This window comes from Actinomadura sp. 3N508, from assembly GCF_044326375.1.
GTDB lineage: Bacteria > Actinomycetota > Actinomycetes > Streptosporangiales > Streptosporangiaceae > Spirillospora.
This window is the reverse complement of record NZ_JBIRAX010000008.1, coordinates 311,961-327,597: the sequence shown is the minus strand read 5'-3', so window position 1 is coordinate 327,597 and position 15,637 is coordinate 311,961. Positions and strand designations below refer to the sequence as shown.

15 protein-coding genes are annotated in these 15,637 nt (G+C 70.2%); 7 read left to right on the top strand and 8 right to left on the bottom strand.

The annotated features are described in order from the left end of the window. Window positions 1-94: 94 nt before the first annotated feature. On the top strand, window positions 95-322 hold the full coding sequence (locus ACH34S_RS27990) for an antitoxin (protein WP_395955781.1): 228 nt from the start codon (window positions 95-97) through the stop codon (window positions 320-322). Window positions 323-333: 11 nt separating this feature from the next. On the opposite strand, the gene ACH34S_RS27985 is transcribed toward ACH34S_RS27990, so the two are convergent. After that, window positions 334-1,080 (bottom strand): hypothetical protein, encoded by a 747-nt coding sequence (locus ACH34S_RS27985; protein ID WP_395955780.1) that lies wholly within the window; start codon window positions 1,078-1,080, stop codon window positions 334-336. Window positions 1,081-1,132: 52 nt separating this feature from the next. Beyond that, window positions 1,133-2,674: a tRNA (N6-isopentenyl adenosine(37)-C2)-methylthiotransferase MiaB gene (gene miaB / locus ACH34S_RS27980; protein WP_395955779.1), complete on the bottom strand. Its 1,542-nt coding sequence runs from the start codon at window positions 2,672-2,674 to the stop codon at window positions 1,133-1,135. A gap of 281 nt (window positions 2,675-2,955) precedes the next feature. On the opposite strand from miaB, the gene ACH34S_RS27975 reads away from it, so the two are divergent. From ACH34S_RS27975 to ACH34S_RS27955, 5 genes are all read left to right on the top strand, one after another. After that, complete coding sequence (locus tag ACH34S_RS27975) at window positions 2,956-3,678, top strand: amino acid ABC transporter ATP-binding protein (RefSeq protein ID WP_395955884.1); 723 nt, start codon at window positions 2,956-2,958, stop codon at window positions 3,676-3,678. 106 nt (window positions 3,679-3,784) lie between these two features. Then, window positions 3,785-4,654: a glutamate ABC transporter substrate-binding protein gene (locus ACH34S_RS27970; protein ID WP_395955778.1), complete on the top strand. Its 870-nt coding sequence runs from the start codon at window positions 3,785-3,787 to the stop codon at window positions 4,652-4,654. Between the two features lie 181 nt (window positions 4,655-4,835). Beyond that, window positions 4,836-5,519, top strand: coding sequence for an amino acid ABC transporter permease (locus ACH34S_RS27965; protein ID WP_395955777.1), 684 nt, complete (start codon window positions 4,836-4,838; stop codon window positions 5,517-5,519). After that, window positions 5,516-6,508: an amino acid ABC transporter permease gene (locus ACH34S_RS27960; protein ID WP_395955776.1), complete on the top strand. Its 993-nt coding sequence runs from the start codon at window positions 5,516-5,518 to the stop codon at window positions 6,506-6,508. The genes ACH34S_RS27965 and ACH34S_RS27960 overlap by 4 nt, the downstream gene beginning before the upstream one ends. A 259-nt stretch (window positions 6,509-6,767) precedes the next feature. Further along, entirely contained in the window at window positions 6,768-8,882 is a 2,115-nt protein-coding gene (locus tag ACH34S_RS27955; RefSeq protein ID WP_395955775.1) for a prolyl oligopeptidase family serine peptidase, read from the top strand. Between the two features lie 208 nt (window positions 8,883-9,090). On the opposite strand, the gene rny is transcribed toward ACH34S_RS27955, so the two are convergent. The 4 genes from rny to recA form a co-directional block, all read right to left on the bottom strand. Further along, entirely contained in the window at window positions 9,091-10,662 is a 1,572-nt protein-coding gene (rny, locus tag ACH34S_RS27950; RefSeq protein ID WP_395955774.1) for a ribonuclease Y, read from the bottom strand. Window positions 10,663-11,008: 346 nt separating this feature from the next. Then, window positions 11,009-11,488 carry a regulatory protein RecX gene (locus ACH34S_RS27945; RefSeq protein ID WP_395955773.1) on the bottom strand — a complete coding sequence of 160 codons (480 nt, stop codon included), beginning with the start codon at window positions 11,486-11,488 and terminating at the stop codon, window positions 11,009-11,011. 121 nt (window positions 11,489-11,609) lie between these two features. After that, entirely contained in the window at window positions 11,610-11,843 is a 234-nt protein-coding gene (locus tag ACH34S_RS27940) for a hypothetical protein (protein WP_395955772.1), read from the bottom strand. Window positions 11,844-11,857: 14 nt separating this feature from the next. Next, on the bottom strand, window positions 11,858-12,994 hold the full coding sequence (recA, locus tag ACH34S_RS27935; RefSeq protein WP_395955771.1) for a recombinase RecA: 1,137 nt from the start codon (window positions 12,992-12,994) through the stop codon (window positions 11,858-11,860). A 243-nt stretch (window positions 12,995-13,237) separates the two neighbouring features. Here recA and ACH34S_RS27930 point away from each other — a divergent pair, with 243 nt between their 5' ends. Next, complete coding sequence (locus ACH34S_RS27930; RefSeq protein WP_395955770.1) at window positions 13,238-14,107, top strand: ATP-grasp domain-containing protein; 870 nt, start codon at window positions 13,238-13,240, stop codon at window positions 14,105-14,107. Between the two features lie 8 nt (window positions 14,108-14,115). On the opposite strand, the gene ACH34S_RS27925 is transcribed toward ACH34S_RS27930, so the two are convergent. Beyond that, a complete protein-coding gene (locus ACH34S_RS27925; protein ID WP_395955769.1) occupies window positions 14,116-14,310 on the bottom strand; it encodes a DUF3046 domain-containing protein in 195 nt (64 codons plus the stop codon). 9 nt (window positions 14,311-14,319) lie between these two features. Beyond that, entirely contained in the window at window positions 14,320-15,618 is a 1,299-nt protein-coding gene (locus tag ACH34S_RS27920) for an alpha/beta hydrolase fold domain-containing protein (protein ID WP_395955768.1), read from the bottom strand. Window positions 15,619-15,637 lie beyond the last annotated feature (19 nt).

The following is a 15,637-nucleotide window of genomic DNA, read 5'->3' as shown; positions in this document are numbered from 1 at the left end:
TGTGGCAACAGAACGGGTATAGCCGGGTTGTACGGGTGTCGTGCGGGTTCGCGCGGCGCCGAGGACGAGACGAGGGATCCGGGGGGATACACCAATGTCCATCGTCGACAAGGTCAAGCAGATGCTCGGGCAGCACTCCGACAAGGCCCGCGAGGGCGTGGAGAAGGCCGGCGACAAGATCGACGAGCGTACGGGCGGCAAGTACACCGACAAGATCGACAAGGCGCAGGAAAAGGCCGGCGAGCAGATCGACCGCAACGCCGAGGGCGGCGGGCAGCCGGGCGGCGGCCAGCAGCCGGGCGGCCACCACGAGGGCGGCTAGCCCGGCGGCGATCAGCCGTCATGGCCCGCACGTGACCAGCCCGCCACGAAGTAGCCCACTCCGTACGGCGCTTCGTCGGCGAGAACACGCCCCGTAAACCGGCCCGGGCCGCCCACATCGGCGCCGCCCGCGCCGGCGAGCACCTGCCACGCCGCGCGCCCGGCCGCCTGGACCTCCCGGGAAAGTCCCGGATCCAGCGCGGCCAGGGCGGCGGCGTCGGCGTCTCCGAACGCCCGCGCCACCCCCTCGTCGTAAGGGCCCGCACGCTCGTCGAGGTAACCGGGCGCCTTTTCCGAACGGCACGCCGATCCGTCGCCCATGACCAGCAGCGCGACGCGTCCGGACGACTCCGCGAGATCGCGTCCGAGAGCCAGGCATTCGGCCGGTGAGGCGTCGAACGCGACCGCCTGATAGCGGACGCCGACACCGGCGCCGGTACCGGCGCCGGTACCGGCGTTCTGCCGGTCGAGGAGCCAGCGCCCGAGGGAGAGCGACAGCGGGAGCGCCTCAGCACCGTCCTTGGGGTCGTCAGGGCTCGTCCAGGCGAGACCGTAGGGCTGGAGCGTCGCGTAGGCGTCCGGCCCGTAGGAGCGCGTCTCCGGCGCGCCGCCCACCACGATCAGCGCGTCCTCGCCCAGCAGTGGCCGGACGGCGTCGTCGCACGCGGCGCGCAGCGCGTCGAGCTCCGGCGCCGCCTCGCCCGCCATCGCGGGCACGAGGATGGGCGGATGCGGGCACACCGCGGCCGTGACGAGCACGCTGCCTCCTGGAGCCGGGCCTCAACGGGGAACACCCCGATCATGCCGGAGGTCAGGGGCGGGTCGAGCAGCCCGTGACGGGCGCGTCGGGCTCGGCCGGACGCCCGATGGACGGCATTCCGAGCGAAACGCCCTTCGCGCCCTCGCCCTGCCCCTGGCGCGCCTCCCAGGCGTCGCCCGCGCGCGTCCGGCGGACGTTCAGCACCGGCTTGTCCGCGACGAGATGGTGCGGCGCGGCATAGGTGACCTCGACGGAGACCATGTCGCCGGGCCGGACCGGCTCGTCCGGCACGCCGAAGTGCACGAGCCGGTTGTCGGCCGCGCGGCCCGACAGCCGCCGCGTCGCCTGGTCCTTGCGCCCCTCGCCCTCGGCGACCAGGACCTCCAGCGTGCGGCCGAGCTGCTTCTTGTTCTCCGCCCAGGAGATCTCCTCCTGGAGGGCGACGAGCCGCTCGTACCGCTCCTGGACGACCTCCTTCGGCAGCTGGCCGTCCATGGTCGCGGCGGGGGTGCCGGGACGCTTGGAGTACTGGAACGTGAACGCCGACGCGAACCGCGCCTCCCGCACCACGTGCAGCGTCTCCTCGAAGTCGGCGTCGGTCTCGCCGGGGAAGCCCACGATGATGTCGGTCGTGATCGCCGCGTCCGGGATCGCGGCCCGGACCTTCTCGATGATGCCGAGGTAGCGCTCCTGCCGGTACGAGCGGCGCATCGCGCGCAGCACCGCGTCCGACCCGGACTGCAGCGGCATGTGCAGCGACGGCATCACGTTCGGCGTGTCGGCCATGGCGGCGATGACGTCGTCGGTGAAGTCCTTGGGGTGCGGGGAGGTGAACCGGACCCGCTCCAGCCCCTCGACGCCGCCGCACGCCCGCAGCAGCCCAGCGAACGCGGACTGGCCGTCAGACGTCATCGACCGCACCTCGTCGGGCGCGTCGGCCAGGGCCCCGAACCCGGAGCCGTAGGCGTTGACGTTCTGGCCCAGCAGCGTGATCTCCAGGACGCCGTCGGCGACGAGCGCCTCGACCTCCGCGAGGATCTCGCCGGGGCGGCGGTCCTTCTCCTTGCCGCGCAGCGACGGGACGATGCAGAACGTGCACGTGTTGTTGCAGCCGACCGAGATCGACACCCACGCCGCGTACGGGGACTCCCGGCGCGTCGGCAGCGTCGACGGGAACGTCACCAGCGACTCTTCGATCTCGACCTGCGCCTCGTCCTGGACGCGGGCCCGCTCCAGCAGCGCGGGCAGCGACCCGATGTTGTGGGTGCCGAACACCACGTCCACCCAGGGGGCGCGCTTGACGATGGTGTCGCGGTCTTTCTGCGCGAGGCAGCCGCCGACGGCGATCTGCATGCCCGGATGCCCGTCCTTGACCGGACGCAGATGGCCCAGGTTGCCGTAGAGCCGGTTGTCGGCGTTCTCCCGCACCGCGCACGTGTTGAACACGACGACGTCGGGTTCGGCCTCCCCGGCGCGTACGTAGCCGGCCGACTCGAGGAGCCCGGACAGCCGCTCGGAGTCGTGGACGTTCATCTGGCACCCGTACGTACGGATCTCGTACGTGCGGGGAGCCGTCTCCATTGGCACACTCATGACGGTTATCAAGGGTACGGGCCTTACGCCACATCGCAGAACCGGTAATTGTCCCGGTCACCCCGCCCGTCCAAGCCGCATCGATGATCACGCTGCGCCACCGCGGACCCCGTTCTACATGGGTATTCGTGATCGTATCGGTACCGCGCGGCGACTTTCACGCCGCTGCCGATGACGTAAAGTCCGAGCGCATGACGGACAGCGAAGGCGGGCCCGACCTCACCAAGGGCGGGCCGGAGGACCCCATCGAGCCGGCCGCCGCGGATGACCGGCCTCTCGTCGTGGTCGAGAACGTCAACAAGCACTTCGGCGAGCTGCACGTCCTGAAGGACATCAATCTCACGGTCGACCCGGGCGAGGTGGTCGTCGTCATCGGCCCCTCCGGCGGCGGGAAGTCCACCCTGTGCCGGGCGATCAACAGGCTGGAGCCCATCGACGGCGGCAGGATCCTCCTGGACGGCAAGGAGCTGCCGAAGGAGGGCAAGGAGCTGGCGAAGCTCCGCGCCGACGTGGGCATGGTGTTCCAGTCGTTCAACCTGTTCGCCCACAAGACGATCCTGGACAATGTCACGCTCGGGCCGATCAAGGTCCGCAAGCAGGGCAAGCAGGAGTCCGAGAAGCACGCGATGGAGCTGCTGGACCGGGTCGGCATCGCTAACCAGGCCCACAAGTACCCCGCCCAGCTGTCGGGCGGCCAGCAGCAGCGGGCCGCGATCGCGCGCTCCCTGGCGATGCGGCCGAAGGTGATGCTCTTCGACGAGCCCACCTCGGCACTGGACCCGGAGATGGTCAACGAGGTTCTCGACGTCATGACCGGCCTGGCCCGCGAGGGCATGACGATGATCGTCGTCACGCACGAGATGGGGTTCGCGCGGAGAGCGGCGCGGAAGGTCGTGTTCATGGCGGACGGCCAGATCGTGGAAGAGAACACTCCCGACGAGTTCTTCACCAACGCGCGCACCGAGCGCGCCAAAGACTTCCTGTCAAAGATCCTCACGCACTGAATCGGTTTCGTTCCGGCGCCCGCACGGGGTCTGGATCATCCGGCCACAGGACGGCGATGATGCACCGGCCGCGGGGCACCGGCAGAGAGCAGAGGTAGGACGAGAAATGCGAGTACGTCGTTTCGGCGCCCTGATCGGGGCGGGGCTGGCGCTGTCACTGGCGGTCGGTGCGTGTGGCAGCGACACGGAGAAGACCGAGGCCAAGACGGTCGTCCAGAAGGCCAAGGACAGCAAGAAACTGACCATCGGCATCAAGTTCGACCAGCCGGGGCTGGGCCTGAAGAAGCCGGACGGCACCTACGACGGCTTCGACGTCGACGTCGCCAAGTACGTCGCCAAGCAGCTCGGCGTCCCGGAGAACGGCATCACGTTCAAGGAGACGACCTCCGCGAACCGCGAGGCGTTCATCGGCGGCGGCCAGGTCGACCTGATCTTCGCCACGTACTCCATCACGGAGGCGCGCAAGGCCCAGGTGACCTTCGGCGGCCCGTACTACGTGGCCCACCAGGACACGCTGGTCACCGCCGACAACAACGACATCAAGAAGGCGGCGGACCTCAAGGGCAAGAAGCTCTGCAAGGCCGCCGGGTCGAACTCCTTCCGCCGCATCACCGAGGGCCCGCCGGACGGCAAGCTCAACATCCAGGGCGTCAACCTGGTGGACGCCGGCAGCTACTCCGAGTGCGTGAGCAAGCTGAAGGCGGGCGCGCTCGACGCGGTCAGCACCGACGACCTGATCATCGCCGGGTTCGCCACCCAGCAGAAGGGCTCCTTCAAGGTCATCAACGACCCCTTCACCGACGAGAAGTACGGCGTCGGCATCAAGAAGGGCGACACCGAGACCTGCGAGGCCGTCAACAAGGCCATCGCCCAGATGTACTCCGACGGCACCGCCAAGACCATGCTGGACAAGCACTTCTCCGGCGCCGGGCTGCAGCTGGTCACGACGGTCCCGCAGATGGAGGGCTGCGCCTGATCGGCGGGCCGCGCCCGACCGCGAGGCCGGGTGCGACCGCCGGCGGCCCCGGCCGTCGCCGGCCGTGCCCGCCGCCCCGCCATGCGTGACGTCCGTCATGCCGGCGCGTCCCCGGGGCACCGCTCCCCGGGACGCGCCGGCCTGGCCCGACAATGCTGGAACGCCATGAAACAGCTGAGCAATGTTTGATTTCGGCCCGTTCTTCGACAACATCGGCGAGATCCTCGACGGGTTCCGGGCGACCATCTACCTGGCGGCCGCCGCCGCAGTGCTCTCCCTGATCATCGGCACGGTCCTGGCGAGCTTCCGGGTCTCTCCGGTCCCCGTGCTGCGCGGATTCGGCACGGGCTACGTCAACATCGTGCGGAACACGCCGCTCACCCTGGTGCTGCTGATGTGCAGCCTGGGCCTCAACGACATCCTCGCGCTGCAGTTCTCCGAGGACACCTCCACCACGTACTACTGGTGGGCGGTCCTCGGCCTCTCGGCCTACACCGGGGCGTTCGTCTGCGAGACGCTCCGGGCGGGCATCAACACCGTCCCGCTGGGGCAGGCGGAGGCGGCGCGCTCGATCGGCCTGACCTTCTTCCAGTCGCTCCGGATGATCATCCTGCCGCAGGCCTTCCGGTCGATCATCGCCCCGCTGGGCAGCGTGTTCATCGCGATGATCAAGAACACGACGGTGGCGGCCGCGGCGAGCTACGCCGAGGTGGCGCTGGTCACCAAGACGATCGTGGACAAGCCCAGCTTCGCGAGCGGCGTCATCCCGCTGTTCCTCGGCGTGGCCATCGGCTTCCTGATCCTGACCCTGCCGACCGGATACTTCTTCGGCTGGCTGGCCAAGCGGATGGCGGTGGCTCGATGAGCAAGGAAGCGACCGTACTCTTCGACATCCCCGGGCCGCGGGCGCGCGCGCGGAACGCGATGCTGACCGCCGGCATGTCCGTGGTGTTCGCCGCCGTCTTCGCCGCCCTGGTCTGGCGCCTGTACGACAAGGGCCAGTTCGAGGCGAAGCTCTGGACGCCGTTCACCGAGTGGACGGTCTGGCGCCACCTGCTCCTGCCCGGCCTGCTGAACACCCTGAAGGCGGCGGCCCTCGCGACGGTCCTGGCGCTGGTGTTCGGCGCGGTGTTCGGCCTGGCGCGGCTGTCTGACCACTGGTGGATCAGGGTCCCCGCCGGGGCCGTGGTCGAGTTCTTCCGCGGCATCCCGCTGCTGATCCTGATCTTCCTGGCGTTCTTCGTGCCGAACAAGATCAGCCCGGAGATCGCCGAGTCGCCGCTCGGGCAGGCGCAGCGGATGTCGGTGGACTACTTCTTCTTCATCTTCGGGGTGGAGAGCAACGCCGGCGTCGTCACCGTCCCCGCGTTCGCGGCGGTCGTGTTCGGCCTGACGATGTACAACGGGTCCGTGCTCGCCGAGGTGGTGCGCGCGGGCGTCCTGTCGATCCCGAAGGGGCAGTCGGAGGCCGCCTACTCGGTGGGCCTGCGCAAGAACGGCGTGATGCGGCTCGTGCTGCTGCCGCAGGCCGTCACCGTGATGATGCCTGCGATCGTGAGCCAGATCGTCGTCCTGCTCAAGGACACCGCGCTCGGGTTCATCATCGCCTACGGCGAGTTCCTGCAGGCCGGCTTCAAGACGGTCCCCGCCAACTACCACAACAACGTCCTGCAGGCGGGCATCGTCGTCGCGATCATCTACATCGCGATCAACATGTCGCTGAGCCGGGTCGCGACCTGGCTGGAGCGCCGCAGCCGCCGCAGCCGCAAGACGTCCGGCAAGACCCTCGAGGCGGGCGGCCCGCCGCCGGTCGCGGGGGTGGGCTTCACCCAGCAGCCCGCGTCGCTGGACTGAACCCCGCCGGCCCGGACCGCGTTCGCGTCGCGAGGGGCGCCGCCGATTTCCGGCGGTGCCCCTCGCCGTTCCGGCGGAGTCCCCCACCGTTTGCGGCGGCGTTCCCCCGGGGCGTGCGGGCCCCTAGGGGTGTTCGGGGACGGCCGGGCCGCCGGCACCGAAGTTGACCATGGGAACCCGGTGGCCTGCAGATATCTTTCCGAGTTCAAACGGCCCGTCATGGCCCCAACCCGTCCCCGTATGCGGGACGATTCCTGGTATGACCGCTCGTGCGACCCTCCCTTACGGCTCCTGGCCTTCCCCCATCTCCGCGGCCGACGTCGCCCGCGCCCGGCTGCGCCTCAGCTTTCCCACCGTCGCGGGCAACGACGTGTGGTGGCAGGAGACGCGGCCGGAGGAGGGCGGGCGGACGACGGTCATCCATCTCAAGGGCGGTCACCGCACCGAACTGCTTCAGGCGCCGTGGGACGCGCGTACGCGCGTCCACGAGTACGGCGGGCGGTCGTACCTGAAGGTGCAAGGCGAGGGCGGTCTCTCGATCGTGTTCGCCAACTACGAGGACCAGCGGCTCCACCGCCTCGACGAGGGCGACCCGAAGCCGTACCCGCTGACTCCCGAACCGGCCGTCCCTGCCGGGCTGCGGTACGCCGATTTCGTCCTGTCCCCCGACGGGACGGAGATCTGGTGCGTCTGCGAGGGCCACATCGCCGCCCCCCAGGAGGCGCCGGCCGCCACGAGCGCGGGAACGGACACGAGCACAAGCGGCGACGCGGGCGTGAGCGGGGACACGGGCACGGGCGAGTCCGGGACGGAAGGCGCGGAGCCGCCGGCCGCCGCCGCGGACGACAAGCCCGTCACCATGGGCATCAGGCGCGCGATCGTCGCCGTCCCCCTGGACGGCAGCGCCGCCGAGAACGCGGGCGCGATCCGCGAGCTGGTCACCGGCGCCGACTTCTACGCCTCCCCCTCGCCGTCCCCGAGCGGCGGCCACCTGGCCTGGGTGCAGTGGAACCACCCGCGCATGCCGTGGGACGGCACCGAAGTGCGCGTCGCGGCGATCGAGAACGGCACGACGGTCGCGCCCCGCACCGTCAAGGGCGGGCTCACCGAGTCGGCGCTCGCGCCGGTCTGGCGCGACGACAGCTCCCTGTACGTCATCTCCGACTGGCCCGGCTGGTGGAACATCTACCAGGTCGGGCTGCACGGCGAGTCGCCGCAGGCGCTGTACCCGGCGGAGGAGGAGTTCGCCGGGCCGCTGTGGCAGCTCGGCGGCATGCCCTACGCGCTGCTCGGCGACGGGCGCCTCGCCGTCCTGCACGGTGAGGGGAACCTGCGGCTCGGCGTCTACGACCCCGAGACGCTGGACCTCGTCGACCTGGAGGTCCCCTACGAGCACTGGGAGACGCAGCTGTCCACGGACGGGACGACGATCGTCGGCATCGCGGGCGGTCCTGACCTGCCGACGTCCGTCGTCCGGGTCGACACCACGACGGGGCGGGTCGAGGGGCTGCGCAGGGAGCTGGCCGAGCTGCCCGACGTCGCGTACCTGTCCAGGCCGCGCGCCGAGCAGCTGGAGGGGCCGTTCGGGCGCCCCGTCCACGCCTACATCTACCCGCCGACCAACCCGGAGGCGGCCGCGCCGGAGGGCGAGCTGCCGCCGTACGTCGTGTTCGTGCACGGCGGGCCGACGGGCCGCGCCTCCACGGTGCTCAACCTGGAACGGGCGTACTTCACCAGCCGCGGCATCGGCGTCGTCGACGTCAACTACGGCGGGTCCACCGGCTACGGCCGCGCCTACCGCGAGCGGCTGCGCCGCCAGTGGGGCGTCGTCGACGTGGAGGACGCCGTCGCCGCCGCGCAGGCCCTCGTGGACGGCGGCATCGCCGACCCGGCCCGCCTCGCCATCCGCGGCAACTCCGCGGGCGGCTGGACGACGCTCGCCGCCATCACCCAGACGGACGTGTTCAAGGCCGCCACGTCCTACTACGGGGTCAGCGAGCTGCAGAGCTTCGTCAAGGCCACGCACGACTTCGAGTCACGGTACCTGTTCGGCCTGATCGGCCCGCTGCCCGGCTTCGAGCGCGCCTACGAGGAGCGGTCACCGCTGAACAACGCCGGCCGGACAGCGTGCCCCGTGCTGCTCCTGCAAGGCCTGAACGACCCGGTGGTGCCGCCGGACCAGTCCGAGCGCTTCGCGGTGGCGCTCGCGGCGAAGAAGGTGCCGTACGCGTACCTGACGTTCGAGGGCGAGTCGCACGGCTTCCGGCGCGCCGACACCGTCATCCGCTGCCTGGAGTCCGAGCTGGCCTTCTACGGCCAGACCCTCGGCTTCGAGCCCCGCGGCATCGCCCCCATCGACCTGACCGTCGGCTAGCCCGCGTTTCAAAGTCCCGGCCCACTTCGCTCGCCTGGCGGCGCGCTACGTGACCGGGGCCTGAGCGAACACGGCATCGCTTCACGATCTGCCCGGGTTCGCTCGCCTGCGGCTTCGCCGCAACGGGCAGGTCATGCGTTCGGGCGCGTGGCCGAGGCCACTTCGAGACAGGCCCTGGCCCCCGAAGGCCCTGGCCCCCGAGGACGGATCAGCGGGCGAACTCGATGGCGCGGGACTCGCGGACGACGGTGACGCGGATCTGGCCCGGGTAGGTGAGCTCGTCCTCGACCTGCTTGGCGATGTCGCGGGCGATGACCTGCGCCTGGATGTCGTCGACGGAGTCGGGCTTGACCATCACGCGGATCTCGCGTCCGGCCTGCATCGCGAAGACCTTCTCCACGCCCTCGTGCTTCTCGCGGGCGATCTGCTCCAGCCGCTCCAGCCGCTTGACGTAGGCCTCAAGGGATTCGCGGCGGGCCCCCGGGCGGCTGCCGCTGATCGCGTCGGCGGCCTGGGTGAGCACCGCCTCGACCGTGCGGACCTCGACCTCGTTGTGGTGCGCCTCGATGGCGTGCACGACGTCCTCGTGCTCGCCGTACCGGCGCGCGATCTCGGCGCCGATCAGCGCGTGGCTGCCCTCCACCTCATGGGTCAGCGCCTTGCCGATGTCGTGCAGCAGCGTGCACCGCTTCGCGATCTCCACCGGCAGCCGCAGCTCGCTCGCCATGACGCCCGCGAGGTGCGCGGACTCGATCAGGTGCTTTAGCACGTTCTGCCCGTAGGACGTCCGGTAGCGCAGCTGGCCTAGGAGGGCGATGAGCTCCGGGTGCATGTCGGCGATGCCGACCTCGACCAGCGCGTCCTCGCCCGCCCGGACGCACAGCTGCTCCACGTCGCTCTTGCTGCGCTCGTAGATCTCCTCGATGCGCTGCGGGTGGATCCGGCCGTCCAGGACGAGCTTCTCCAGCGTCAGCCGCCCGACCTCGCGCCGCACCGGGTCGAAGCAGCTCAGCAGCACCGCCTCGGGCGTGTCGTCGATGATCAGGTTCACGCCCGTCGTCGTCTCGAACGCGCGGATGTTGCGGCCCTCGCGGCCGATGATGCGGCCCTTCATCTCGTCGCTCGGCAGGTGCAGCACCGACACGACCGATTCGGCGGTCTGCTCGCTCGCGACCCGCTGGATCGCCAGCGTCACGATCTTGCGGGCGCGCTTGTCGCCCTCCGCCCGCGCGGCGTTCTCGATCTCCCGGACGATCGGGATGGACTCCCGCTTCGCCTGGTTCTCGACCGCCGTGATCAGCTCGCCCTTGGCCTGCTCGGCGGTGAGCCCGGCGGCCCGCTCCAGGATCTTGCGCCGTTCGTCCTCGACGCCGTCGAGTTCCTGCTTGCGGGTCTCAAGGGCCTTCTTCGTCTCGGCGAGGCGCCCGGACCACTCCTCCAGCCGCCGGACCTCGCCGTCCAGGCGCTGCTCCCGCTCCGCGAGGCGCGCCTCCCGGCGTTCGAGGTCTTCCCGGACGGTGCGCAGTTCGTCGCGGAGGGACCGGCCTTCCGCCTCGGTCTCCGCGCGCGCCTCCGACGCGATCCGCTGCGCGTCCCGTTCGGCCTTCTCCAGGACGGCCTGGGCGTTCTGCTCGGCCTTCGCCCTGATCTCGTCGCCCTCGCTCCGGGCCCGGGCCAGCTCCGCCGCGGCCTTGCCGGGCAGGCCCGGACGCCACAGCACGACGATCACGAGAGCGACCAGGGCCACCAGCAGCGCTGCACCCAACAGGACGCTCTCCATGAGGCAGATCCTTCCTCGCCGCGGGTCCGTCCGGAGTCGGGACCCTGCCTAGCGAGGATTTACTCGCGTCCAGCGGACGGCCGGAGACACGCCAACGCCGGGCCGCGCACCGCGCGCGCCACCGATGACCCAGGCCGAATCCGGTCGACGAACGTGTCCTGTATGCCTCTCAGCTGCTGGAACGTGCTCGGTCGTATGACAATCCGCGAGACGCGGAGTAACTCCTCACTGCCGTAACGGTAAGCGGCATAGAGGTAATGAGCAAGCAAACGCAGGGCATTCCGGACTAACCGAACGTCAACGTAAGTCCTTTCTTACCGGATTCTTTGCGGCCCCGCCCGTCCGGTCAGTCGAGGGGCGGGTCGTCGGGCAGGACCTCGGGGTCGGCGCCTTCGTCTGCCAGGGCTTCTCTCACGATCCGGTAGGAGAGGCCGGGCGAGTAGCCCTTGCGGGCGAGCATGCCCATGAGGCGGCGCATGCGCTTGGCGGGGTCGACCCCGGCCGTGGACGGGAGTTTTCGGGCGACGAGAGCGCGGGCGGTCTGTTCTTCCTGGGCAGGGTCAAGCGATTCGACGGCGTCACTGACGGTCTCGTCCGCGACGCCGCGCCGGCGGAGCTCGGCGGCGAGGGCACGCCTGGCGAGGCCACGGCCGGTGTGCCTGGACTGGACCCACGCCTGCGCGAACGCCTCGTCATCGATCAGGCCCACGTCGCTGAAGCGCCCGAGTACCCGTTCGGCGACGTCGTCGGGGATGTTCTTGCGCCGCAGCGCGTCCGCTAGCTGCGCCCGTGTGCGCGGGGACGCCGACAGCAGCCGGAGGCACACTTCGCGCGCCGCACTTTCGGAATCCGCAACGCGCCCGGCACTGCCTTTCCCGGCCTCTGGTGCCTCCCCCGGCTCACCCCACGATGCCCCGCTCATGCGTCCCACTCCATCCGCTCCGGGCTCAGCGCCCCGGCGGCGGGTGCGGGGCTGCATGGGTGGCGTTGTGGGGGGTACGGGCGGGGTGCCCGGCCGGATGGGCGCCCGGGACGCCGAGCCGAGCAGGCTCGACGTCCGGGCCCGTGGGAGCGGCGGCGCCATCGGGGAAGGTCCGTGCACCGGTGATGCGGTGCCGGGTAAGGCGCCGCCGCCCTGCATAGGAGATCATCGCCCACTCTTCGTCAAGAGTCACCCTCATCAAGGGATTCTCGGTCAGGAATCACCCGTTTTGGCCTTTGTGGTCTTCCTTCCGGCGGGCTTGGCGGCGGCCGGGGCGGCCGGGGCGGCGGGATCGGCGGCGTCCGGCGCGAGCGCGGCGGCGGATGCGGCGGCGGGCTCGGCCTCCTTGTCGACCTTCGGGCCGATGCCGAGCTTCTCCTTGATCTTCTTCTCGATGCCGTCGGCCAGGTCGGGGTTGGCCTTGAGGAAGTTGCGGGCGTTCTCCTTGCCCTGGCCGAGCTGGTCGCCGTCGTAGGTGTACCAGGCGCCGGACTTGCGGACGAAGCCGTGCTCCACGCCGAGGTCGATGAGCCCGCCCTCGCGGCTGATGCCGAGGCCGTAGAGCAGGTCGAAGTCGGCGACGCGGAACGGCGGGGCCATCTTGTTCTTGACGACCTTGACGCGGACGCGGTTGCCGACGGCCTCGGTGCCGTCCTTGAGGGTCTCGATGCGGCGGACGTCCAGCCGGACGGAGGCGTAGAACTTCAGCGCCCGGCCGCCGGTGGTGGTCTCCGGGGACCCGAACATGACGCCGACCTTCTCGCGAAGCTGGTTGATGAAGATGACGGTCGTCTTGGTCTGGTTGATCGCGCCGGTGAGCTTGCGCAGGGCCTGCGACATGAGGCGGGCCTGGAGGCCGACGTGGCTGTCGCCCATCTCGCCCTCGATCTCGGCGCGGGGGACGAGCGCGGCGACGGAGTCGATGACGACGATGTCGATCGCGCCGGAGCGGATCAGCATGTCGGTGATCTCCAGGGCCTGCTCGCCGGTGTCGGGCTGGGAGACGAGCAGGGCGTCGATGTCGACGCCGAGCTTGGTGGCGTACTCGGGGTCGAGGGCGTGCTCGGCGTCCACGAACGCGGCGATGCCGCCCTTCTTCTGGACGCTGGCGACGGCGTGGAGCGCGATGGAGGTCTTGCCGGAGCCTTCGGGGCCGTACACCTCGACGACGCGGCCGCGGGGCAGGCCGCCGATGCCGAGCGCGATGTCGAGGGCGATCGCGCCGGTGGGGATCACTTCGACGGGCGCTCTGGCCTCCTCGCCCATCCGCATGACCGAGCCCTTGCCGAACTGCCGCTCGATCTGGGCGAGTGCGGTCTCGAGAGCCTTCTCCCGGTCGTTCGCTGCCATGTGAGATGTCCTTCTCGTCGTGACTGTCGGCTCTCGGCCGCTGCTTGCGTTGTCGACGGCGACGTTACGGCGGGCCTCCGACACTTTCGAGACTCCGGTGGAATTGTGGATGACGCCGCGTGCCCGCACCACCTTACCGAACATTAGTTCGATCATCGTCCGTTGCGCCGATTCGGGTGGAATCTCCGTGCGCTTCCCGGTTCTGACCCCGTACGCTGGCGCCGTCCACGGAGGGTTCCAATCATGACGCTGACCGTCCTCTTCTGCGTCGATCCGCTCCATCCCCGGCGCGTTGACCCCCATTTCTCCCGCGAGGCGGCGGCCGTCCGCGACCACTACGGCGAGATCGCCCTGATCGACCACGACGCGCTGCGGCGCGGCGAGGTGGACGACGCGGTGCGCGCCGTGCCGTCCGATCTGGGTCCCGTCTGGTATCGCGGCTGGATGCTCACGGGCGAGGAGTACGCCGCCGTGTCCGCGATGCTGAAGCAGCGGGGAACGGTTCTGCTCACGCACCCCGACGACTATCGGCGGGCGCATGAACTGCCTGGCTGGCACGACACTTTCGCAGGTCTGACCCCGCACAGCGTGTGGCGGCCCCTCGGTGTGGGTCAGGACCCCGGCGAGCTGAGCGAGCTGGGTGAGCTCGTCAGGCCGCTGAAGAGCGGGCCCGGCATCGTCAAGGACTACGTGAAGTCGTGCAAGCACGAGTGGGAGGAGGCGTGCTTCGTCCCCGACGTGAAGAACCTCGCCCAGTTGCATGACGTCGCGTCCAAGATGGTGGCGTTGCGCGACGACCATCTGGCGGGCGGTCTCGTCGTGCGCGAGTTCGAGGAGTACGACGGTTCGGGTGAGGCGCGCGTGTGGTGGGTGGACGGCGAGCCCGCCCTGGTGGGCCCGCACCCCGATAGCCCTGGCATGGAGCCCGATCCCGTGCTGGACATGGTCGCTCCGGCCGTGCGCGCGCTGGGCTGCCGCTTCATCACGACCGATCTCGCGCGGCGGACGGACGGCGCGTGGCGTGTCGTGGAGGTCGGCGACGGCCAGGTCAGCGACCTGCCGTCGTCCGTGGACGCGATGGACCTCTACGCCCATCTGCCCGTACCCGACTGACGGTGCGCCTACTGCAGCTTCGAGGGGACGTTGAAGGTGGCGACCACCGCCCGCCAGACCCTTTTGGCGGATTCGCCGTCGGCGAGGGCCTGTTCGATGGTGCGGCCGTCCAGCTCGGCCATCACATAGTCCTTGGCGACGCTTTCGGCGTAGGCCTCGCCGAACTGCTGCCTCATCCGATCCCAGAAGACTGTCAGCCGCACCCGTCCACGCTATCCGACCGAACGGTCCTGCAATGACTGCTCGACCTCGCCGGGGACCGCTGGGCGGGCGCCCTGGCGGTGCTGGCGGTGGAGCCCGGTCAGGTAGCGCTCGACGGCTTCGATGACGCGGGCCGTCCGGTAGGAGGGGAAGACGTCGAACGCGTGCTGCGCGCCCTTCATTTCGGCGTAGATGACGGGTGCAGCGGAGACGTCCCGTAGCCGTTCGACGAATCGGCGTGCCTCCGCCACGGGAATGAGCGAGTCGCCGCTTCCGTGGATGACGAAGAACGGCGGTGCGTCCTCGCGCAGGTACGTGACAGGGGACGCCTTGGCGTACGCGTCGTGGTTCTCCGCGAACGGCAGCTTGACCACCATCCGCTCCAGGAGCGGCATCGCGCCCATGGGGCGGCGCCAGGGGCCGGCGTCGACGAGGTTGTAGACACCGTAGAAGGGCACTGCGCCCTGCACGGTGGTGTCGGCGTCTTCGAAGCCGGGCTGGAATTCGGGGTGGTTCGCGGTCAGCGCGACCATCGCCGCCAGGTGCCCGCCTGCCGAACCACCCGTCACGCAAAGGAAATCAGGGTCGGCGCCGTATTCCTCGGCGTGCTCCCTGTACCAGGCGACGAAGTGTTTCAGGTCGATGAGGTGTTCGGGCCAGGTGGCGCGCGGGCTGAGCCGGTAGTTGACGTTGAAGCCGACCCATCCCTGGACGGCCATGTGGTTGAGCAGCGGCAGCCCTTGCTCGCGTTTGTCGCCGATGATCCATGCGCCGCCGTGGATCTGCATGAGTCCCGGGCGCAGTTCGCCGGTGGAGCGTCCGCCGGTGGAGCCTTCGGTGGAGCGTTCGCGTGCGTAGACGTCCAGTTTCAGGCGGAGGCGTCCGTCCTGCCGGTACACGACGTTGCGTTGGACGCGCACGCCTCTGCGCGGGATCAGGCACAGCGGCGGCATGACCAGGTGCGGTAGCGGGTAGCGGGGCGCGCCCTCCGGGTCCAGGTCGAGGGGCGCTCCGCACTCGCGCAGGGTGACGACCGTGCGGCGGGTAGCGAGGAGTGTTGCGGCGATGCCCGCCATGCCGAGGATCGTCAGGGCGAGGCCCGTCCAGCCGGCCCAGCCGTCCAGCCCGCCCAGGCCCACCACCGGCGCGGTCGCGGCGGCCCACGCGACGAGCACCTGCGGCGCCAGTTCGATGGTCAGCCAGCCGTAGAAGAAGCTCGGCGCGACCAGGGCGGCGCTGCGGCGGGGCGCGTGCGCGTTCACGGCCAGCAGCGCGATCAGGAGGCCGAAGGCGAGGAGGACGTAGGGCATCGAGGCTCCCTGCGGGGCG

Coding starts and splice junctions, on each gene's coding strand:
- ACH34S_RS27940 (WP_395955772.1), bottom strand. CDS start 11,843: ATGAGGGTGACTCTTGACGAAGAGTGGGCGATGATCTCCTATGCAGGG.
- ACH34S_RS27990 (WP_395955781.1), top strand. CDS start 95: ATGTCCATCGTCGACAAGGTCAAGCAGATGCTCGGGCAGCACTCCGAC.
- recA (WP_395955771.1), bottom strand. CDS start 12,994: ATGGCAGCGAACGACCGGGAGAAGGCTCTCGAGACCGCACTCGCCCAG.
- rny (WP_395955774.1), bottom strand. CDS start 10,662: ATGGAGAGCGTCCTGTTGGGTGCAGCGCTGCTGGTGGCCCTGGTCGCT.
- ACH34S_RS27970 (WP_395955778.1), top strand. CDS start 3,785: ATGCGAGTACGTCGTTTCGGCGCCCTGATCGGGGCGGGGCTGGCGCTG.
- miaB (WP_395955779.1), bottom strand. CDS start 2,674: ATGAGTGTGCCAATGGAGACGGCTCCCCGCACGTACGAGATCCGTACG.
- ACH34S_RS27965 (WP_395955777.1), top strand. CDS start 4,836: ATGTTTGATTTCGGCCCGTTCTTCGACAACATCGGCGAGATCCTCGAC.
- ACH34S_RS27930 (WP_395955770.1), top strand. CDS start 13,238: ATGACGCTGACCGTCCTCTTCTGCGTCGATCCGCTCCATCCCCGGCGC.
- ACH34S_RS27920 (WP_395955768.1), bottom strand. CDS start 15,618: ATGCCCTACGTCCTCCTCGCCTTCGGCCTCCTGATCGCGCTGCTGGCC.
- ACH34S_RS27955 (WP_395955775.1), top strand. CDS start 6,768: ATGACCGCTCGTGCGACCCTCCCTTACGGCTCCTGGCCTTCCCCCATC.
- ACH34S_RS27960 (WP_395955776.1), top strand. CDS start 5,516: ATGAGCAAGGAAGCGACCGTACTCTTCGACATCCCCGGGCCGCGGGCG.